Below are 18,367 nucleotides of genomic sequence, written 5' to 3'. Positions count from 1 at the left end.
CCACGTTTGGGGATCACGCTCATAATCCTAGAAACCAGCTTTCGGGGTTCTTGACCGCTTCGCCGCGCTGCAGCGCCTGCAGGCCGAGAATGCAGCGGGCGATGAACCAGACGGCGACGGCGAAAATCAGCACGACACCGATGACCACGATCATCAGCAGCGCCGAGATCAGTGCATAGAGCAGGCCGATCCAGAAGGTGCGGATCAGGAATGTGTAATGGCTCTCGACGAAGCCGCCGGCCTTGCCGCGGTTGATATAGGCCAGGACGATGCCGACAATGCCGCTGACGCCGATGGCTAGGCCGGCGAGATAGAGGATGTAGATGACCAGCGCGTTGGTCGGGCCGGGCTCTAGCCAGCGGTCGGTCTGGCGTGACGTACCGTTTTGGCCTGGATCGCTCATTGTGCTCCTCCCTCGGTTGCCGCGGCGAGAGTAGCAGAGCCTGCGCCCGGCGCCATACGGCCGGGATTGAGGATATTCTTCGGGTCGAATTCGGCCTTCAGCCGCGCCGACAGTGCTGCCAGTTGCGGCGCTTGCGGTTCGAACACGGGAACGGCAGCGCGGTGCGAGGGGGTTGCGCGCACCAGCGTCGCATGGCCGCCACCATGTCTTCTGATGAGGCCGCGCAACAGGCGGGCCTCGGGATCGTCCTGCTGCATGCGCAGCCAGATCAGCCCGCCCTGCCAATCGTAGAAGGCATCGACCGCGGCCTGCATGCGCAGCGCCAGCACCATCTGGTGGCCCTGTGACGGCGCCATCGAGACGCGCCACACAGGCCTTCCGCCGCCATCGGCGAACGGCGCGCAGTCGCGGATGTCACGCCAGACCGAATACGATACCGAACCGGAAATCTCCTGCAGCGGCCCAGCGTCTTTCAGCAGGTCTTTCAGCGCGGCAATGCGGTAGGCGACCGACGGGCCGAAGCCCTCGATGCGCAGCAGCGTCGCCGCATCGCTGCCGAGACTGCCGTCAGCGACCCTAGCTGCGACCCGTTCGGGAAGATGGGCAGCGCTCGACACCTCCGCGCTGGAACCGAGCGCCAGCGCCATGGCGGCGGCGGCGTGATCGTCGAGCAGGCCGCGAATGGCGAGCGTGACTTCGGTCTCGGCGGCAGGCAGCACCTTGAAGGTGACGTCGGTGAACACCGCCAGCGTGCCCCAGCTGTTGGCCATCAGCTTGGACAGATCATAGCCAGTGACGTTCTTGACCACGCGGCCGCCGGACTTGAAGGCCTCGCCGCGCCCGGAAACGGCAGATATGCCGAGAATGTGGTCGCGCGCAGCACCGGCCTTCAGCCGGCGCGGCCCGGAAAGGTTCGCGGCAAGCACGCCGCCGATAGTGCCTCGTCCTGGCTCGCCGCCGAGCAGCGGGCCGTAATCCATCGGTTCGAAGGCCAGTTGCTGGCCGTTTTCGGCAAGCAGGCTTTCGATCTCGGCCAGCGGCGTCCCGGCCTTCGCCGACAGCACCAGCTCGGCCGCCTCGTAGAGCGTGACGCCGGAGAGTTTGGAAAGATCGAGCGTACGCTCGCTCTGCTGCGGCCGGCCGATGCCGCGCTTGGAACCATGGCCGAGGATCTCGAGCGGCGAGTCTTCCGCTGCGGCCCAGGCGACGGTGGAGTGGGTTTCCGCTGATGTGGTCGGGGTGAAGGTGGTCATGCGGCAGAACCACCAGTCGTAAATGACGAGAGGCCGCGATCCTTCCCACCCCCCTCTGTCCTGCCGGACATCTCCCCCGCAAGGGGGGAGATCGGATGTCGCTTAGGCTTTCGCCAACCATCAACGCTTGAAGGCGAGCAGGACGTTGAAGCAGCCAATCTCCCCCCTTGCGGGGGAGATGTCCGGCAGGACAGAGGGGGGTGTCCAAGCGCCAACATACCCTCAAAACCTCGGAATGTCCGGAAACGCCACTTGCCCGCGATGCACGTGCATCCGCCCGAGTTCGGCGCATCGCCTCAGCTGCGGAAACACCTTGCCCGGGTTGAGCAGATGGTTGGGGTCGAACGCGCATTTGACCCGCACCTGCTGGTCGAGGTCGATCTGGTTGAACATTTCGGGCATCAGGTCGCGCTTCTCGACGCCGACCCCGTGCTCGCCGGTCAGCACGCCGCCGACCTTGACGCAGAGCCGCAATATGTCGGCGCCGAAACTCTCCGCCTTCTCGAGTTCGCCCGGCACGTTGGCGTCGTAGAGGATGAGCGGGTGCAGATTGCCGTCGCCTGCGTGGAAGACATTGGCGACGCCGAGCCCGTATTTCTCCGATAGTTCGCGCATGCCGGCGAGCACGTGCGGCAGTTCCTTGCGCGGTATGGTGCCGTCCATGCAGTAATAGTCGGGCGAGATGCGGCCGACCGCCGGGAAAGCCGCCTTGCGGCCGGCCCAGAAACTCAGCCGCTCCTGCTCCGATTGCGAAATGCGGCATGTGGTCGAGCCGTTCCTATAGGCGATGGCTTCGACCAGGCCGATCAGGTGATCGACCTCGACACCCGGCCCGTCCAGTTCGACGATCAGCAGCGCCTCGACATCTCGGGGATAGCCGGCATGGACGAAATCCTCCGCGGCGTGGATGGCCGGACGGTCCATCATCTCCATGCCGCCCGGGATGATGCCGGCGCCGATGATGTCGGCGACGCATTGGCCGGCCTGCTCGCTGGTCGGGAAGCCGATCAGCAGGGCACGCGCCGTCTCCGGCTTCTTCAGGATGCGTACGGTGACCTCGGTGACGACGCCGAGCAGTCCTTCGGAGCCGGTCATCACGCCGAGCAGGTCGTAGCCTTCCGCGTCGAGATGGCTGCCGCCGAGGCGCACCACCTCGCCATTCATCAGCACCATCTCGATACCAAGCACATTATTGGCGGTGAGACCGTATTTTAGGCAGTGCACGCCGCCGGAATTCTCCGCGACATTACCGCCGATCGAGCAGGCGATCTGGGAGGATGGATCGGGGGCGTAATAGAAGCCCTCCTGCTCGACGGCGGTGGTGATGCCGAGATTGGTGACGCCGGGCTGAGCGACGACGATGCGGTTCTGGAAATCGATCTCGAGGATGCGGTTGAAGCGGCTCATGACCAGCAGCACCGCGTCTTCCAGCGGCAGCGCCCCGCCGGAGAGCGAGGTGCCGGAGCCGCGTGGGACGACGCGGATATTGCGGTCACTGCAATATTTCAGCACGCGCGAGACCTGCGCCACGGTTTGCGGCAGCACCACGACCAGCGGCAATTGCCAGTAGGCGGTGAGCCCGTCGCTCTCGAAGGCGCGCATCGCATTGGCTGCGTCGACGACGCCCTCGCCCGGCACGATGATGCGCATATCGGCGACGATCTCATCGCGCCGGCGCAGCGTGGCGTCGTCTGGTTTCGGCATCGCAAGACCGGACATCGACAGCCTCCTTCGACCGACTGGTAAAAATCTTTTACCAGCGACGGCAGTCGGTTGCAAATGCCGCTTTGGCCGGGATGGGAGGCCTATGGCCGGGACAGCCTTCCGCAGCGGCAATCTGCCGCTCTGCCCTTCACTACTCGCCGGGCTGCTTGCCTGGTTCGGAGTGCATGCGGCGGACGCGGCGCACGCCCCACCAGACGAGCACGACGGCGAGCGGCACCGAGGCGGCGGTGACCATTTCCGGCGCAAAGGCATGGCCGAAGATCGAGGCGCCCTTGGCGACGTAGCCGATAAGGCCGACGACATAGTAGGAGACGGCGGCGACCGAGAGGCCCTCCACCGTCTGCTGCAGCCGCAATTGCAGGCGGGCACGATTGTTCATCGATGCCAAGAGATCGCGGTTCTGCTTCTCGACCTCGACGTCGACCCAGGTGCGCAGCAGCGTGGTGGCACGGGTGAGCTTCGTCGACAGGTTGGCCTGACGCTCCTCGACCGAACGGCAGGTACGCATCGCCGGCGCCACGCGGCGCTGCAGAAAACCGCCCCAGGTGTCATAGCCGGGCACGGCCTCTTCGTCGAGCGCCTCCAGCCGTTCGCGCACGATGCCGTCATAGGCGCGGCTGGCACCGAAGCGGTAGAGGCTGGAGGCGGCATCCGCCTCCAGCTCGGCAGCCAGTTCGGTCAAGTCGGCAAGTAGCGTCTGGCTGTCGCGGGTCTCGGCGACCTTCATTTCCAGCGTGGTCTGAGCCAGCCTGTCTTCGATGCGGCGGGCACGACCGGACAGCGTCAGCGCCAGCGGCAACCCAAGCATGGCCAGCGTGCGGTAGGTCTCGATGTCGATCAGCCGCTGTGACAGTGCCCCGGTGCGCGCCGGGGTCAGGCCGCGGTCGAGCACCAGCATACGGGTCAAGCCGTCGCCATCCTGGCGGAAATCGGTGACGATGGCGGCGTTGCCGCGCTCGACCAGCGAATAGCACAGGCTGGTCGGGTCGAAACCGGCGATCAGTTTTTCGTTCGCCGGCGTCCATTTGCGGATTTCCAGCCTGATGCCGGAAATCACCGTGCCCGGCGGTGAAAACCCGTTGCCGAAGGGTGTGTCTTCTTGCCCTCTGCCGTTTTCGGCGAGCGGTCCTTCCCAGAGGTAGGTCGAGAACTCCGTGTGCCGTTCCCAGCGCAGCGAGCCCTTGCCCCATTTCATCGCGTGGTGGCGGGCGTTGGGGTCGGGCGCGGCGATGCCGAGGCGTCGCGACAATTCGGAAAGCACGGCCTGATCGACGCCGGATCCAGCTTCGGTCATGAAGGAAAGCTGCACCAGCACGCGCGGCTTTTCGACCAGCGGATGCGGCCGGGCGTGGACCTCGCCGAGGGCGCCCGGCCGACCTTCATGCGCCGGAAAGCCCATGACGCTGCCGCCCACGGCTTTGGCGCGCAGCTGGAATTCGAGGTTGGACGGGTCGGCGTCTGGCACGGCTGGTCCCCCGGGCTTCTCTGAGCCCTTTTTGGCGATGATGTCTCTCTTGTTCACGGAAACGCCGAACCGCTCTATCTCTTTGATTCTGCGCAATTCCGGACGGAAAACCGTTTCACACTTTTCCTGGAATTGCTCTAGAGGCAATCACCAGAGGACGCAAACGGCCAGTTTAGCTTACGCTGATATGAAGCCGCGGCAGTGAACGGGCCCGGCCCCGGCGAATTGGATAAATAATTTGACCAGTTGGCGACGCTGGCTTTATCTTGCGCGACATCGGTTCAACCCCCAGGCACCCCGTTTGAGCGACATTTTCTCCCGGATCGAGCATTCGCGCACCGCCGACGAGGTGGTGCAGCAGATCGAGAGCCTGATCCTCGAAGGCGTGCTGCGCACCGGCGACCGGCTGCCGGGCGAGCGCGAGCTGGCGCGCCAGTTCGAGGTGTCGCGGCCGATCCTGCGCGATGCCTTGAAAGGCTTGGAAGGGCGCGGGCTGTTGACGACACGGCCAGGCGGCGGCACCCATGTCGCCGATGTCATCGGCCAGCTGTTCACCAAGCCGGTGACCGACCTGATCTCGATGCATCGCAAGGCGGTGACCGACTATCTGGAGTACCGCCGTGAGATCGAGGCGGTGGTTGCGGAATATGCGGCGCGGCGTGCCACATCGGACGATCTGGCGCTGCTCGACCGCATCATGGCGCGCATGGACGAGGCGCACCGGACCGCCAATTTCGACGACGAGGCGGAAATCGACATCGAGTTCCATCACGCGATCTGCGAATGCGCGCACAATATCATCCTGCTGCACACGCTGCGCTCCTGCTATCGGCTGCTGTCGGAAGGCGTGTTCCAGAACCGGCGGCTGGTGTTCAACGTGCCGGGCGCGCGCGAGGCGCTGCTTTCGCAGCACCGGGCAATCTATGCAGCGGTCAAGGCCGGCGATCCGGCTGCGGCGCGGCAGGCGGCGATGGACCACATCTCCTACGTCGAACGATCGATGGCCGAGGCCGAGCGCAGCGGCGACTGGCAGCGCGTGTCGCGGCTGAGGCTCAGGCAACGCTCCGAGCCCGGTGACGGTGAGGCGGCGAGAAAACCGTCGTAGGCCCCGCCCAGAAAATCCAACGACGAACCAGCGAAGAACCAGCGGAAAAAGATCCATGAGCAGCATTCTCACCATCGCCGACCTCAAGGACCTGGCGCGCCGCCGCGTGCCGAAGATGTTCTTCGACTACGCCGATTCCGGCGCCTGGACCGAAAGCACCTACCGCGCCAACGAAGAGGATTTCCAGAAGATCAAGTTCCGCCAGCGCGTGCTTGTCGACATGGACAACCGCTCGCTGGAATCGACCATGATCGGCGAGAAGGTGACGATGCCGGTGGCGCTGGCGCCGACCGGCATGACCGGCATGCAGCATCCGGACGGCGAGATGCTGGCGGCGCAGGCGGCGGAAGAATTCGGCGTGCCGTTCACGCTGTCGACAATGAGCATCTGCTCGATCGAGGATGTCGCGTCGGTGACCAGGAAGCCGTTCTGGTTCCAGCTCTATGTGCTGCGCGACAAGGACTTCGTCTTCGATTTGATCGACCGCGCAAAAGCGGCGAAATGTTCGGCACTGGTGTTGACGCTCGACCTGCAGATCCTTGGTCAGCGCCACAAGGATATCCGCAACGGGCTTTCGGCGCCGCCGCGGATGACGCCGAAGCACCTCTGGCAGATGGCGACAAGGCCGCGCTGGTGCGTCGGCATGGCCGGGACCAAGCGCCGGAGCTTCCGCAACATCGTCGGCCACGCCAAGGGCGTCGGCGACCTCGCCTCGCTGTCGTCCTGGACGAAGGAGCAGTTCGATCCGCATCTGTCGTGGAAGGACGTCGCCTGGATCAAGGAGCGCTGGGGCGGCAAGCTGATCCTGAAAGGCATACTCGACAAGGAAGATGCGCTAATGGCGGCCAGGACGGGCGCCGACGCGATCATCGTTTCCAACCATGGCGGCCGCCAGCTCGACGGCGCCTCGTCGTCGATCATGGCGCTAGAAGAGATCGCCGACGCCGTCGGCGACACGATCGAGGTGCATATGGACGGCGGCATCCGTTCCGGCCAGGACGTGCTCAAAGCACTGTGCCTCGGCGCTAAAGGCACCTATATCGGCCGGCCTTTCCTGTACGGCCTCGGCGCACTCGGCAAGGAAGGGGTTACCAAGGCGCTGGAAATCATCCGCAAGGAGATGGACATAACGCTGGCACTGTGCGGAAAGCGTCTGGTCACCGACATGGGCAAGGATCAGCTCCGGCGCTAAAGTCCCGTGACGGCATGACCACGGAGGCGACGCAGGCATTGACGGAGCCCGGCATCAATTTTTTCGAAGCGCGCGGACCGGAAGGTATGCGCCTCTATGCGATCGGGGATGTGCACGGTCGGCTTGACCTGCTGACCGCCATGCACCGCCGGATCGAGGGCGAGCTGGAGAGGAAGCCCACTGCCGATTGGCGCGTGATCCATCTCGGCGACTATGTCGACCGGGGTCCGGGCTCCAAAGGCGTCATCGATTTCCTGATCGACGCGCAAAAACGCGATCCACGTCACCTGATGCTGGCCGGAAATCATGATCTCGGCTTCCTCGATTTTCTCGATGTCCCCGACCCGGACGGCCTGTTCATGCGCTATGGCGGCATCCAGACGGCGCTATCCTATGGAGTGTCGCTCGGTGGCAGCAGCGCCTGGTTTGGCCGCGCCGATGCGGCATTGCGGCAAGGGCACGCCGCGCTGGTCGAGGCGGTGCCGCAGAACCATGTCGAGTTCCTGCGCTCGCTGGCCTTTTCAGTGACATTCGGCGACTTCTTCTTCTGTCATGCCGGCATCCGGCCCGGCATTGCGCTGGAAAGCCAGAGCCCGCAGGACCTGATCTGGATCCGCGAGGTCTTCCACGACCACACCGGCCTTCATCCCAAGATCGTGGTGCACGGCCATACGCCGGTGGCCAAGCCCGAGATCACCGGCAACCGCGTCAATGTCGACACCCTCGCCTGGCACTCGGGAAACCTCACCGCGCTCGTCGTGGACGGCGCGGAGAAACGGATCCTGACGGTGACGGGTGAGCGGGCGTAGGTAAGGCGTGAGGTTATGTGCAGAGGGTCTAGCGAAGCGCGGCGGTGACGCCGTAGCCGTCGACGGCATTGTGGTTGTTGGCCGCGTCGGCGGAATAAATGCCGAGGCCGCACAAGACGATGGCCGACAACATGGCAAAGGACAAAAAGGCTGCTTTCACGGACGTCATCTCTTGTTGAGCTTTCTGCATCTATGCACGAGCGGGTTACCAATGCGTTGAAACGCGAAATACGTCGCAAATGTCTGACGGTTTCGCGCTTCTAGGCATGTTCTGTATCGGCGGTGTGTCGCGCGGGTCACAGGAAAGGTTCATCGCGGTTGCACGCAAGATGCAGAGCGGGCGCCTTTTAGGCTGGCGGACTGACACAGGCCAAGGATGAAACGCGTTATCCCCGGCGGATTTGCCGCCGCGTGCCAAATATGCAACGTCGCCAAATACGTTGGCTGTATGAGCCGTCAGATGGTCGCCACCCAGGCGCGGGCGATGGCCAGGCCGGCGGCATAGGCTACAGGTCCGTTGCGGGCCATTTCATCGTCGAGCCGGCCCGCCCATTCAGGATGCCGCTCGGCGATCAGCGGTGCGAAGGATGTGCTCCAGTCGCGCACCATCGGACTGTCGGCCTCGAAATGGAACTGGAAGCCGTAGATGGCGCGGCCGATGCGGAACGCCTGGTTCTCGGCGACGGCATTGCCGGCCAGCCGCACGGCAGTCTCGGGCAAGACAAAGGTGTCGTCGTGCCATTGGAAGATCGGGAATTTTTCGGGCAAGGCGGCGAGCACCGGATCGGCCTGCGCCGCCGCGGTGAGCGCGACCTCGTGCCAGCCGAACTCCGAGGCACCGCCTATCTGGTTCTCGCCGCCAAAGGCGCGCGCGACCAACTGGCTGCCAAGGCAGATGCCGAGCACCGCGCGATCCCTGTCGGCAAAGTTGCGCGTCAGATCGAGCAGGCCCGGGAAATACGGGCAGAGCTCGTCGTCGAGCGCATTCTGGGCGCCGCCGAGCACCACCATGGCGTCATGCCAGCCGCTATCTTGCGGCAGCGCGTCGCCGCGATACGGCCGGCGCAGGTCGATATCGGCGCCCGCCTCGACAAGCGCCGCGCCGATCTGGCCAAGGCCCTCATTGTCGAAGTTCTGGACGACCAAGACCCGCATCGAAACCTGCTGACATGAAATTGATGCAGTGAGCGATATCATGGCGTCAGCATTGCAGCCAACAGGGAACGCCTATGCCACTGCAAAACCGGGTCGACCCGTTCGGCGCCATCCATGCCGTGCCGGAGCGCGGCCTGTTCATGGGCAATCGCGGCATCATTCACGAACCCGAGACGAGAACGCTGTTGAAGAAGCGCTGGGCGCTGCAAGCCTGGATCATCTGTGTCTGCGAATACGGCGACGTGCGGCGCCAGCCGATGGGGCGCAACCGGCAAAGCGACGACCAATTGGGCGGCAAGGCCGGCTGGACCGAGCTGTTTTTCCTCGACGAGGTGACGGCACTTGCCGCCGGGCACCGGCCCTGCTTCTTCTGCCGGCGCGAGCGGGCCAGGGATTTTGTCCAACGCTTCGGCGACGCCTTCGGCATTGCCGAGCCACGCGCGCCGCAGCTCGACAAGCGCCTGCACAAGGAGCGCCTGGCATCGGGCGGGCGGGCGCCGCGACTGAAACCGGAGGCGCTTGCGGACTTGCCGGACGGCACGATGATCTCGTCAGGAAAAAGGGCGTACGCCCTTTTTGACGGCGCAGCGCTGCCCTGGAGTTTCGGCGGCTATGGCGATCCGGTGGGATTCGGCGATTTTACCCACGGTCCAATCGGCATGCTCACGCCGGCGACAACTGTTTCCGTGCTGAAGCGTGGCTACAGACCTGTCTGGCACGCCAGCGCGGAGGCTTGACGCCGGCGACGGCCTCGCCCATTCCTCGGCGATGCGCGCCAATTACAAGATGCAGCGGCTATTCGTGCCGGACGAGCTTGGACCGGATATCGAGTTCGACGTCGGCCAGCAGCAGAGCCATTATCTCTCGCATGTGCTGCGGCTCGGCGAAGGCGCCGAGGTTCTGGTCTTCAACGGCAGCGACGGCGAATGGTCGGCGGCAATCGCCGCGAAATCGAAGAAGGCCTTGCGCCTGAAGGTGATGGAGTTGCAGCGGCCGCAGCCGCCGCTGCCCGATCTCGTCTATTGCTTCGCGCCGCTGAAGCAAGGGCGGCTCGACTACCTCGTGCAAAAGGCGGTGGAGATGGGCGCCGGCATCCTGCAGCCGGTCATCACCCAGCATACGCAAGTGGCAAAACCCGGCATCGAGCGCCTGCGCGCCAATGTCGTCGAGGCGGCCGAGCAATGCGGCATATTGGCGGTGCCGGAGCTGCGCGAAGCGGAAAAATTCGAGCGCCTGCTGGCGGGCTGGGACCGCGAGCGGCGGCTGATCTTCTGCGACGAGGATGCATCGACCAACAATCCCCTGCCGGCATTGCAGGCGGTGCGGGAGGGAAAGCTCGGTCTGCTGGTCGGGCCTGAGGGCGGCTTTTCCGACGAGGAGCGCAGGATGCTGAGAGCGCTGCCCTTCGTTACCGCCATTCCGCTCGGGCCGCGCATCCTGCGAGCGGATACGGCGGCGGTGGCGGCACTGGCGCTGATCCAGGCGACAATCGGCGATTGGTGATCAATTCCCGTTACCCTCTGGCTCAGGATTTTTCGCTTGATCGGCTACTGACATTTCGTCCATCTAGCGCCGGCAGTGGCCGCGTGTCCTTTCGGACGCGCAAAGGACGCTGTAGCATTTGATTGGGCACCTGATCCCTTCCGAAAATCGAAGCCGGTTTTCGGGGTCATGTGCGGAGGGCTATTATGGCGCGCGATACCACCGATTTCCGGCCGATCGAAGGCGCCGACGAACTCGTCGAGCACCTGGCCGAAGGCAACAAGCCGCGCGACAAATGGCGCATCGGCACCGAGCACGAGAAATTCCCGTTCTATGTCGACGGCAATGCCCCGGTGCCCTATGGCGGCGAGCGCGGCATCCGCGCCATCCTCGAAGGCATGCAGGACAAACTCGGCTGGGACCCGATCATGGATGCCGGCCGCATCATCGGACTGGTCGAGCCGACCGGTCAGGGCGCGATCTCGCTGGAGCCAGGCGGCCAGTTCGAGCTGTCCGGCGCGCCGCTGGAGACGATCCACCAGACCTGCCGCGAAGGCAATGCCCATCTGGCGCAGGTGCGCGAGATCGCCGAACCGATGGGCATTCGTTTTCTCGGCCTTGGCGGCAGCCCGAAATGGTCGCTGGCCGAGACGCCGAAAATGCCGAAATCGCGCTACGAGATCATGACCCGCTACATGCCCAAGGTCGGTACCAAGGGCCTCGACATGATGTACCGGACCTGCACGATCCAGGTGAACCTCGACTTCGAAAGCGAAGCCGACATGCGCCGCAAGATGCAGGTGTCGCTGAAATTGCAGCCACTGTCGACGGCGCTGTTTGCCAACTCGCCCTTCACCGAAAGCCGGCCGAACGGCTTGCAGAGCTGGCGCGGCGAGATCTGGCGCGACACCGACAATCAGCGCTCCGGCCTGCTCGAATTCTGCTTCTCGCCCGATTTCGGCTTTGCCGATTATGTCGAATGGGCGCTCGACGTGCCGATGTATTTCATCATCCGCGACGGTCAGTACCACGACATGACGCACATCACCTTCCGCCAGTTCATGGCGGGCGCTGCCCGTGACGAACTGCCGGACGGGCTGCCGACGATGGGCGACTGGGCGAACCATCTGTCGACGCTGTTCCCGGACGTGCGGCTGAAGCGCTTTCTCGAAATGCGCGGCGCCGATGGCGGGCCGTGGCGGCGCATCTGCGCGCTGCCGGCCTTCTGGGTCGGGCTGCTCTACGACGCGGCAGCGCTCGACGCGGCCGAGGCGCTGACCTCGAGCTGGAGCTATGACGAAGTGCTGGCGATGCGCAACGCGGTGCCGCAACAGGGCATTTCGGCGCCCTTCCGCAACACGACGTTGCGCGAGATCGCCCGCGACGTGCTCGTCATCTCGCGCATGGGACTGAAGAACCGTGGCCGCAAGAACCGCGACGGCTACGACGAGACCTCGTTCCTCAACACGCTGGACGAGGTCGTCGCGCGCGGCACGACCAGCGCCGAGGAGATGCTCTCCGCCTACCACACACGCTGGGGCGGCTCGATCGAGCCGGTGTTCATGGAATACGCGTATTAACGCTTCGCAATCCGCATGAGCCACGGTCCGGCAAATTCGCTTCAATCAGTGATGGAAACGAACTAGGCTTCTCCAACGAGGATTTTCCCGGAGGAGAAAACAATGCCTTCCTTGTTCGATATTCTGGCACAGGCCCAGAACGGCAACGGCATGCAGGCGCTGGCCCAGCAGTTCGGGCTGTCGCAGCAGCAGACGCAGGCGGCGGTCGCGGCGCTGCTGCCGGCCTTTTCGCAGGGGCTCAAGCGCAACACGGCGGACCCTTACGGGCTCGGCTCCTTCATGACGGCGATGGCCAGCGGCCAGCACGCTAAATATTTCGAGGATGCAAGCCGGGCCTTCTCGCCGCAGGGCCTCGATGAAGGCAACGGCATTCTCGGCCATCTGTTCGGCTCGAAGGACCTGTCGCGGGCCGTTGCCAACCAGGCCGCGCAGGCGAGTGGCGTCAGCCAGCAGGTGCTGCAGCAGATGCTGCCGGCAATCGCCTCGATGATGATGGGCGGGCTGTTCAAGCAGACCACCAACCAGCTAGGCGGACAGATGCATGCGGCAGGCAGTGGCGGCAATCCGCTCGGCGAACTCATCGAGCAGATGATGCGGCAGGCGGGCGGCGGCAGCCAGGCACCGGCCCCTCAGCCTGCAGGCCACACGGATAACCCGCTCGGCAAGATGCTGCAGGACATGTTCGGCGGCGGGCAGCAGCCGCAAAGCCAGCCGCAGCAGACACAGAACCCTTATGGTGACAATCCGCTCGGCAAGGTGCTGCAGGATATGTTCGGCGGCGGTGCACCACAGCCACAGCAGCCGCAGAACCAACCCCAGCAGACACAGAACCCTTATGGTGACAATCCGCTCGGCAAAGTACTGCAGGACATGTTCGGCGGTGGCGCACAACAGTCTCAGCCGCATCAGGCGCCGCAGCAGACGCCGCAGCCGCAGACCAATCCGAGCGGCAGGCCGAGAAATCCGTTCGACGACCTGTTCGGCAAGATGTTCGAGACAGGCGCCCAGCAGCGCGACGACTACCAGAAAGGGATGGAGTCGATCTTCGACCAGTTCAAGCAGGGCATGGGCCGGCGCTAGACCAGAAACCGGCAACCCCAATCATCAGTGCCGCCCAAAAAAGAAAGCCCGGTCCTGGGAGGACCGGGCAGCGCGCAGGCTGGCCGGGGGGATCCGGCAGGGAGTGGGGAGCCTGCGTAACTTGGTGGCGTCGTGCCTCAAAAGGTTCAATGCGACCAAAATCGCGAATTCGTGCGATCACACCACCTTGCGGGCAAGATCCTCGATCGTTTCGGCGCGCTCGATGGCGATGACGCGAAGCCTTTCTGTCGGATCTCGGCCAAAGGGTACACCGACAGCAACGTGCAGGTCGGCGCGGGTCAGGCCGATGTCGGCGAGCTCGGCATCCGACATCTCGCCGAGGCGATAAAAGGCGCGGCGGTTTTTCCAGGCGCGGTAAACATTGGCAGCGGCATTGGCCACGCGCGTCGCAACGGCCGGACGCGAGGTGATGCGCGAGGTCTCGGTAGCGAAATCAAACGTAGCCATGTCGGTCTCCTTCACATTCGAACGGGCGAAACCGGTCGATCGGGCGCTGGCAACAGCGGCCGTTCCGGCTTCGATTCACATGCGTTCATGTGGACAATCGGAATTTGCCATGGCCCGATTGATTAATCCAACGAATGTTTCTAATCTTTAGCATCAGCATCAATGATGGATTAGGCCAATGAAAGCGCCGCTCGATCTCGATCAGTTGCAGACCTTCATCTCGATTGTGGACACCGGCAGCTTTACCCGCGCGGCGGAAGCGGTGCATCGGACCCAGTCTGCGGTGTCGATGCAGATGCGGCGGCTGGAGGAACGGATCGGCAAACCGCTGTTCGAAAAAGACGGCCGCACCAACAGGCTGACCGAGGAAGGCGATAGACTGCTCTCCTACGCAAGGCGGCTGCTCTATCTCAACAAGGAAACACTGGCCGCCTTCGACGACCGCCGGCTCGAAGGCACCATCCGCATCGGCACGCCGGATGACTATGCCGATCGCTTCCTGCCAGAGATCATGGCGCGGTTTGCCCGCTCCAACCCGCATGTCGAACTGACCGTTATCTGCGAACCGACGCCGGGACTGGTCGAACACATCAAGCGCGGCAATCTCGACCTGGCGCTGGTGACGCACAATGACGCGCGCGGCCAGTCGGAAGTGGTGCGGCGCGAACCGCTGCTGTGGGTTACCTCGGCCAACCACGCGACGCATGAGCAGCCGATCCTGCCGATGGCCTTCGGCCGGCCGAACTGCATCTGGCGGCGGGCGGCCGCCGACGTGCTCGACCAGCAGAACCGCGACTACCGCATCCTGTTCACCAGCTTCTCTGCCACCGTCATCGCCGCGGCGGTGCTTTCCGGCCTGGCGATCTCGGTGCTGCCGGAATGCGCGCTGCGGCCCGGCATGCGGGTGCTGGGCGAGGCCGACGGTTTCGGCGCCCTGCCCGATTGCCGCATCGGCATTATGCGCGGCCAGACCTCGCGGCCGGAGATCGTCGATGCGCTTGCGCGCCACATTTCGGAGAGCCTCGACAATATTTCCGTGCCACTCGGCCAGGAGACCGGCACGTTCGATTTCGCCGCCCTCGCCTTCGCCAAGATGAAACGGACGAAGCCGAGCCAGATCCTGCCGGGCTGGTGATCGCGCGATTGGGGCCGACATCGAACACGGCCGCCTTGACGGCGGCCAACAACCGTTCCCCAATCGGCCGATGAGCGACGCAGCACCCGAATCACGCACCAACGCCACCGAGTATACGGTGAGCGAGATTTCCGGCGCGCTGAAGCGCACGGTCGAGGACGTCTTCGGCAATGTACGGGTGCGCGGCGAGATTTCCGGCTATCGCGGACCGCATTCCTCCGGCCATGCCTATTTCTGCCTGAAGGACGATCGCGCGCGGCTCGATGCCGTGGTGTGGAAGACCACGATGAGCCGGCTGAAATTCCGTCCCGAGGAAGGCATGGAGGTGATCGCCACCGGCAGGCTCACCACCTATCCCGGAAAATCCAACTACCAGATCGTCATCGACAATCTCGAGCCGGCCGGTGCCGGTGCGCTGATGGCGCTGCTGGACGAGCGCAAGCGCCGGCTGCAGGCCGAAGGGCTGTTCGACGCGGCCCGCAAGCGGCGTCTGCCGTTCATGCCGCGCGTCATAGGCGTCGTCACCTCGCCAACAGGTTCGGTGATCCGCGATATTATCCACCGCATCAAGGACCGGTTCCCGCTGCACGTGCTCGTCTGGCCGGTGCGGGTGCAGGGCGAGACGGCGGGCGCGGAAGTGACCGCTGCCGTCAACGGCTTCAATGCACTGCCTTGGGACGGCGCCACCGCGCGGCCCGCTCTGTTGATCGTGGCGCGCGGCGGCGGCAGCCTGGAGGATCTGTGGGGCTTCAACGACGAAGCGCTCGCCCGGGCCGTCGCCGCTTCGGGTATTCCCGTGATTTCCGCGGTCGGCCACGAGACCGACTGGACGCTGATCGATCTGGCAGCGGATGTGCGGGCGCCGACGCCGACAGGCGCCGCCGAGATCGCCGTGCCGGTCAAAGTTGATCTCGAAGCGACGCTTGCCGGCCTTGGCGCGCGGTTGAAGACCGCACTGTCGCGCAATTTCGAACGCAAGCGGCAGGCGGCGCGCGCAGCCGCCCGGGCGCTGCCCTCGCCCGACCAGTTGCTGGCGCTGCCCCGGCGGCGCTTCGACGAGGCGACGAGCCGGCTCGGCCGGGCGCTGTCGGTCAGCGTCGAGCGCAAGCGGGCCAGGCTTCTGGGCCAGCGTCTGACACCGGCGACCTTGTCGCGGCGCATGAACGAAGCCCGCACACTGACCCGCCGCGACCTCGCCCGAGCGCAAGCGGCGTTCTTCGCCATCGTGCGCGAGCGTCGGGCACGGTTTTCGCGCACGGCCGCCAGACTGTCATCGGCGCCGATCGCCAGACGGCAGAAACTGCGAGGCGATGCCCTGCTGGCACTGGCATGGCGGCAGGACCAGGCGATTTCGCGGCGGCTGGACCGTCTGCGTGGAAAACTGACGCAGGCCGATCGATTGCTGGCGACGCTGTCGCACAAGGCCGTGCTGGCGCGAGGCTTCGCACTGGTCAAGGATGCGGACGGCGCGGTGGTCAAGCGTTCGGCGGAGGTCGTGTCGGGAATGGCGCTTTCGCTGGAGTTCGCCGACGGCACCGCCGATGCCGTCGCCATCAGTGGCACGGCGCGGCCGAAGGCGATTGCCAAGTCGGCAGCCAAGCTCAAGGCGCCGGGCGGCCAAGGCTCGCTTTTCTGAGGAAGACCAAGGCGCTTTTCTGAGGAAGAAATGACCGATCCGCATCTTACGACGCCCTCGGGCAAACTGCGTGCACGCGCCGTCGATATCCCATTCGAAGGCACCCCAGGCCGCTTCAATGCCATCACCGATGTGCCCGGCGTGACGGTCGGCTATACGACGCTGATCTCAGGGGACGGGCCGCTCGTTGTCGGCAAGGGTCCGGTACGCACCGGCGTGACCGCGATCCTGCCAAGGCCCAGAGACGAGTTGGCCGTCCCGGCGTTCGCCGGTGTGTTCAGCGCCAATGGCAATGGCGAACTGACCGGCTCGCATCTGATAGAGGAGCTCGGAGCGTTCAATCTTCCCATCACCATCACCAACACGCATTCCTGCGGCGTCAGCCGCGACGCAACGTTGCGCTGGATGCAGACGGTGCTGCCGCACGCGCTCGACAGCGCCTGGGCGCTGCCGGTGGCGGGCGAGACTTATGATGGCTTTCTCAACGATATCAACGGCCATCATCTGAGCTTCGAGCACGTGTTTTCCGCGCTCGACACGGCTGAAAGCGGGCCGATGAAGAGGGCAGCGTCGGCGGCGGCACAGGCATGATCACCTTCGGCTTCAAAGCAGGGTCCGGCACATCCTCGCGCAGCGTCGACTGGAACGGAGAGCGTTTCACGATCGGCTGCTTCGTCCAGTCGAATTTCGGTGCAAGGCGAAACCTCGTCATAGGTGGCATCAGGGCCGGAGCGGAACTCGCCGAACCGGCGATCCGGGACAACACGCCGCGAGCGGAAAAGAGCTCGATCATCGCGATCGTCGCCACCGATGCGCCATTCATGCCGCACCAGTTGAAACGGCTGGCGAAACGCGTGCCCCTCGGGGTCGCGCTGACCGGCGGCTATGGATACAATTCGTCCGGCGATATTTTTCTTGCGTTCAGCACGGCCAATGCCGATGCGGCGCGCGGCGCGGCCGGCAAATTGGCCAGCGCCGGTTACATACCGGATGCCGACATCAACCCGTTCTTCGACGCCGTCATTCAGAGCGTGGAGGAAGCAATCCTCAATGCTTTGATCGCCAACGAAGACATGAGCGGGCGCGACGGCAATTTCGTGCCGGCATTGCCGAAAGGGTGGCTCGAAGGTAGATTCGGGGCGCATCACACTGCAGATCTTGGTTAAGCTTTCGCGGTCTTCGCCGTCTTCGGCAGGAATGGCCTGGAAGCCGCGAAGGATTAACCCAAAGCAGCTCAACGACGAATAAACGACCCCAAAAAATATCAATTGGAAGACTCATCGCCCAATCGGAGCCATAGTATGAGCAACCCAGATGGTCCCGCACCCGTGCACAAGGCGGTGATGAGACATAGCTCGGCTGAAGTCATCCAGGCCATCTCAGAGGGGAAAGATGTCGATGCGTTAGATCGCGAAGGCCGGACGCCGTTGTTTTATGCGTCAAAAGATGGCGAGACCGCAATCGTCGCTGCACTGATCGAGCGTGGAGCGAAGGTGAATGTGCAGGACAAGAATCTGGAAACACCGCTGCACTTTGCTGCTCGCGAATATCGGCTCGAGGTGGCGGAACTTCTAGTCAAGGGCGGCGCAGATGTTTCTTCCCAAGACATTCATGGAAACACGCCCCTGTGGCGTGCCGTGTTTGAATCACGGGGCCGTGGCGAGTTGATCAAGCTTCTTCTCTCAGCTGGCTCAGATAAGACACTGAAAAACAAGCTTGGCTGTTCGCCGCAAGACCTCGCAAAGACCATTGGAAATTACGACATTAACGCGTTCCTGGGCTGAAAACCCGCTAGCTTCACCCAGCAAGCAATTAATGGTGTATGCTGTGCTTCAAATAGCTGGCGCCAGGAACTTCGATCTCGACAAGCCACTGTCGC

At 64.1% G+C, this 18,367-nt stretch carries 17 protein-coding genes and 1 pseudogene; 11 read left to right on the top strand and 7 right to left on the bottom strand.

Annotation, left to right across the window (positions count from 1 at the left end):
- Positions 1-19: 19 nt before the first annotated feature.
- The 4 genes from NKJ17_RS11975 to NKJ17_RS11960 form a co-directional block, all read right to left on the bottom strand.
- Positions 20-403 (bottom strand): DUF4870 family protein, encoded by a 384-nt coding sequence (locus tag NKJ17_RS11975; protein WP_254819316.1) that lies wholly within the window; start codon positions 401-403, stop codon positions 20-22.
- Positions 400-1,656: an FAD-binding protein gene (locus NKJ17_RS11970; RefSeq protein WP_352688481.1), complete on the bottom strand. Its 1,257-nt coding sequence runs from the start codon at positions 1,654-1,656 to the stop codon at positions 400-402. Before NKJ17_RS11970 ends, NKJ17_RS11975 begins: the two co-directional genes overlap by 4 nt.
- Positions 1,657-1,878: 222 nt before the next feature.
- On the bottom strand, positions 1,879-3,375 hold the full coding sequence (locus tag NKJ17_RS11965) for an FAD-linked oxidase C-terminal domain-containing protein (protein WP_352688479.1): 1,497 nt from the start codon (positions 3,373-3,375) through the stop codon (positions 1,879-1,881).
- Positions 3,376-3,511: 136 nt separating this feature from the next.
- Complete coding sequence (locus tag NKJ17_RS11960; RefSeq protein WP_352688477.1) at positions 3,512-4,846, bottom strand: DUF3422 family protein; 1,335 nt, start codon at positions 4,844-4,846, stop codon at positions 3,512-3,514.
- Between the two features lie 301 nt (positions 4,847-5,147).
- Between NKJ17_RS11960 and NKJ17_RS11955 the strand changes: the two genes are divergently transcribed.
- The 3 genes from NKJ17_RS11955 to NKJ17_RS11945 are packed head-to-tail and all read left to right on the top strand — an operon-like array spanning position 5,148 to position 7,952.
- The gene (locus NKJ17_RS11955) at positions 5,148-5,951 is read left to right on the top strand and encodes a FadR/GntR family transcriptional regulator (RefSeq protein ID WP_352688475.1); all 804 of its coding nucleotides are present in this window, start codon (positions 5,148-5,150) and stop codon (positions 5,949-5,951) included.
- 55 nt (positions 5,952-6,006) lie between these two features.
- The gene (locus NKJ17_RS11950; protein ID WP_352475830.1) at positions 6,007-7,143 is read left to right on the top strand and encodes an alpha-hydroxy acid oxidase; all 1,137 of its coding nucleotides are present in this window, start codon (positions 6,007-6,009) and stop codon (positions 7,141-7,143) included.
- A gap of 38 nt (positions 7,144-7,181) precedes the next feature.
- Positions 7,182-7,952, top strand: a complete 771-nt coding sequence (locus NKJ17_RS11945) for a metallophosphoesterase family protein (protein ID WP_352688551.1) — start codon at positions 7,182-7,184, stop codon at positions 7,950-7,952.
- A gap of 28 nt (positions 7,953-7,980) precedes the next feature.
- On the opposite strand, the gene NKJ17_RS11940 is transcribed toward NKJ17_RS11945, so the two are convergent.
- The gene (locus NKJ17_RS11940; RefSeq protein WP_280952144.1) at positions 7,981-8,112 is read right to left on the bottom strand and encodes a hypothetical protein; all 132 of its coding nucleotides are present in this window, start codon (positions 8,110-8,112) and stop codon (positions 7,981-7,983) included.
- A 296-nt stretch (positions 8,113-8,408) separates the two neighbouring features.
- A complete protein-coding gene (locus tag NKJ17_RS11935; protein ID WP_352688473.1) occupies positions 8,409-9,107 on the bottom strand; it encodes a type 1 glutamine amidotransferase in 699 nt (232 codons plus the stop codon).
- A 74-nt stretch (positions 9,108-9,181) separates the two neighbouring features.
- On the opposite strand from NKJ17_RS11935, the gene NKJ17_RS11930 reads away from it, so the two are divergent.
- The 4 genes from NKJ17_RS11930 (at position 9,182) to NKJ17_RS11915 (ending at position 13,249) form a co-directional block, all read left to right on the top strand.
- Positions 9,182-9,844: a hypothetical protein gene (locus NKJ17_RS11930; RefSeq protein ID WP_352688471.1), complete on the top strand. Its 663-nt coding sequence runs from the start codon at positions 9,182-9,184 to the stop codon at positions 9,842-9,844.
- Between the two features lie 31 nt (positions 9,845-9,875).
- Positions 9,876-10,610, top strand: coding sequence for a 16S rRNA (uracil(1498)-N(3))-methyltransferase (locus NKJ17_RS11925; RefSeq protein WP_352688549.1), 735 nt, complete (start codon positions 9,876-9,878; stop codon positions 10,608-10,610).
- 185 nt (positions 10,611-10,795) lie between these two features.
- Positions 10,796-12,169 (top strand): glutamate--cysteine ligase, encoded by a 1,374-nt coding sequence (locus NKJ17_RS11920; protein ID WP_352506901.1) that lies wholly within the window; start codon positions 10,796-10,798, stop codon positions 12,167-12,169.
- Between the two features lie 102 nt (positions 12,170-12,271).
- Positions 12,272-13,249 (top strand): DUF937 domain-containing protein, encoded by a 978-nt coding sequence (locus NKJ17_RS11915; RefSeq protein WP_352506902.1) that lies wholly within the window; start codon positions 12,272-12,274, stop codon positions 13,247-13,249.
- A gap of 177 nt (positions 13,250-13,426) precedes the next feature.
- Here the strand turns inward: NKJ17_RS11915 and NKJ17_RS11910 are convergent, their stop codons facing one another.
- Positions 13,427-13,717: a DUF1127 domain-containing protein gene (locus NKJ17_RS11910; RefSeq protein WP_352475835.1), complete on the bottom strand. Its 291-nt coding sequence runs from the start codon at positions 13,715-13,717 to the stop codon at positions 13,427-13,429.
- A 178-nt stretch (positions 13,718-13,895) separates the two neighbouring features.
- On the opposite strand from NKJ17_RS11910, the gene NKJ17_RS11905 reads away from it, so the two are divergent.
- The 4 genes and pseudogenes from NKJ17_RS11905 (at position 13,896) to NKJ17_RS11890 (ending at position 18,272) form a co-directional block, all read left to right on the top strand.
- Positions 13,896-14,852: a LysR substrate-binding domain-containing protein gene (locus tag NKJ17_RS11905; RefSeq protein WP_352506903.1), complete on the top strand. Its 957-nt coding sequence runs from the start codon at positions 13,896-13,898 to the stop codon at positions 14,850-14,852.
- A gap of 70 nt (positions 14,853-14,922) precedes the next feature.
- Complete coding sequence (gene xseA / locus NKJ17_RS11900) at positions 14,923-16,488, top strand: exodeoxyribonuclease VII large subunit (protein ID WP_352688468.1); 1,566 nt, start codon at positions 14,923-14,925, stop codon at positions 16,486-16,488.
- A 30-nt stretch (positions 16,489-16,518) separates the two neighbouring features.
- Positions 16,519-17,654: pseudogene (locus NKJ17_RS11895) on the top strand (DmpA family aminopeptidase).
- 135 nt (positions 17,655-17,789) lie between these two features.
- The gene (locus tag NKJ17_RS11890; protein WP_352475838.1) at positions 17,790-18,272 is read left to right on the top strand and encodes an ankyrin repeat domain-containing protein; all 483 of its coding nucleotides are present in this window, start codon (positions 17,790-17,792) and stop codon (positions 18,270-18,272) included.
- Positions 18,273-18,367: the final 95 nt, after the last annotated feature.

This window comes from Mesorhizobium sp. M0208 (assembly GCF_040322015.1).
Taxonomy (GTDB): domain Bacteria; phylum Pseudomonadota; class Alphaproteobacteria; order Rhizobiales; family Rhizobiaceae; genus Mesorhizobium.
The sequence above is the reverse complement of the archived record's forward strand: the minus strand, read 5'-3'. Positions and strand labels throughout refer to the sequence as shown.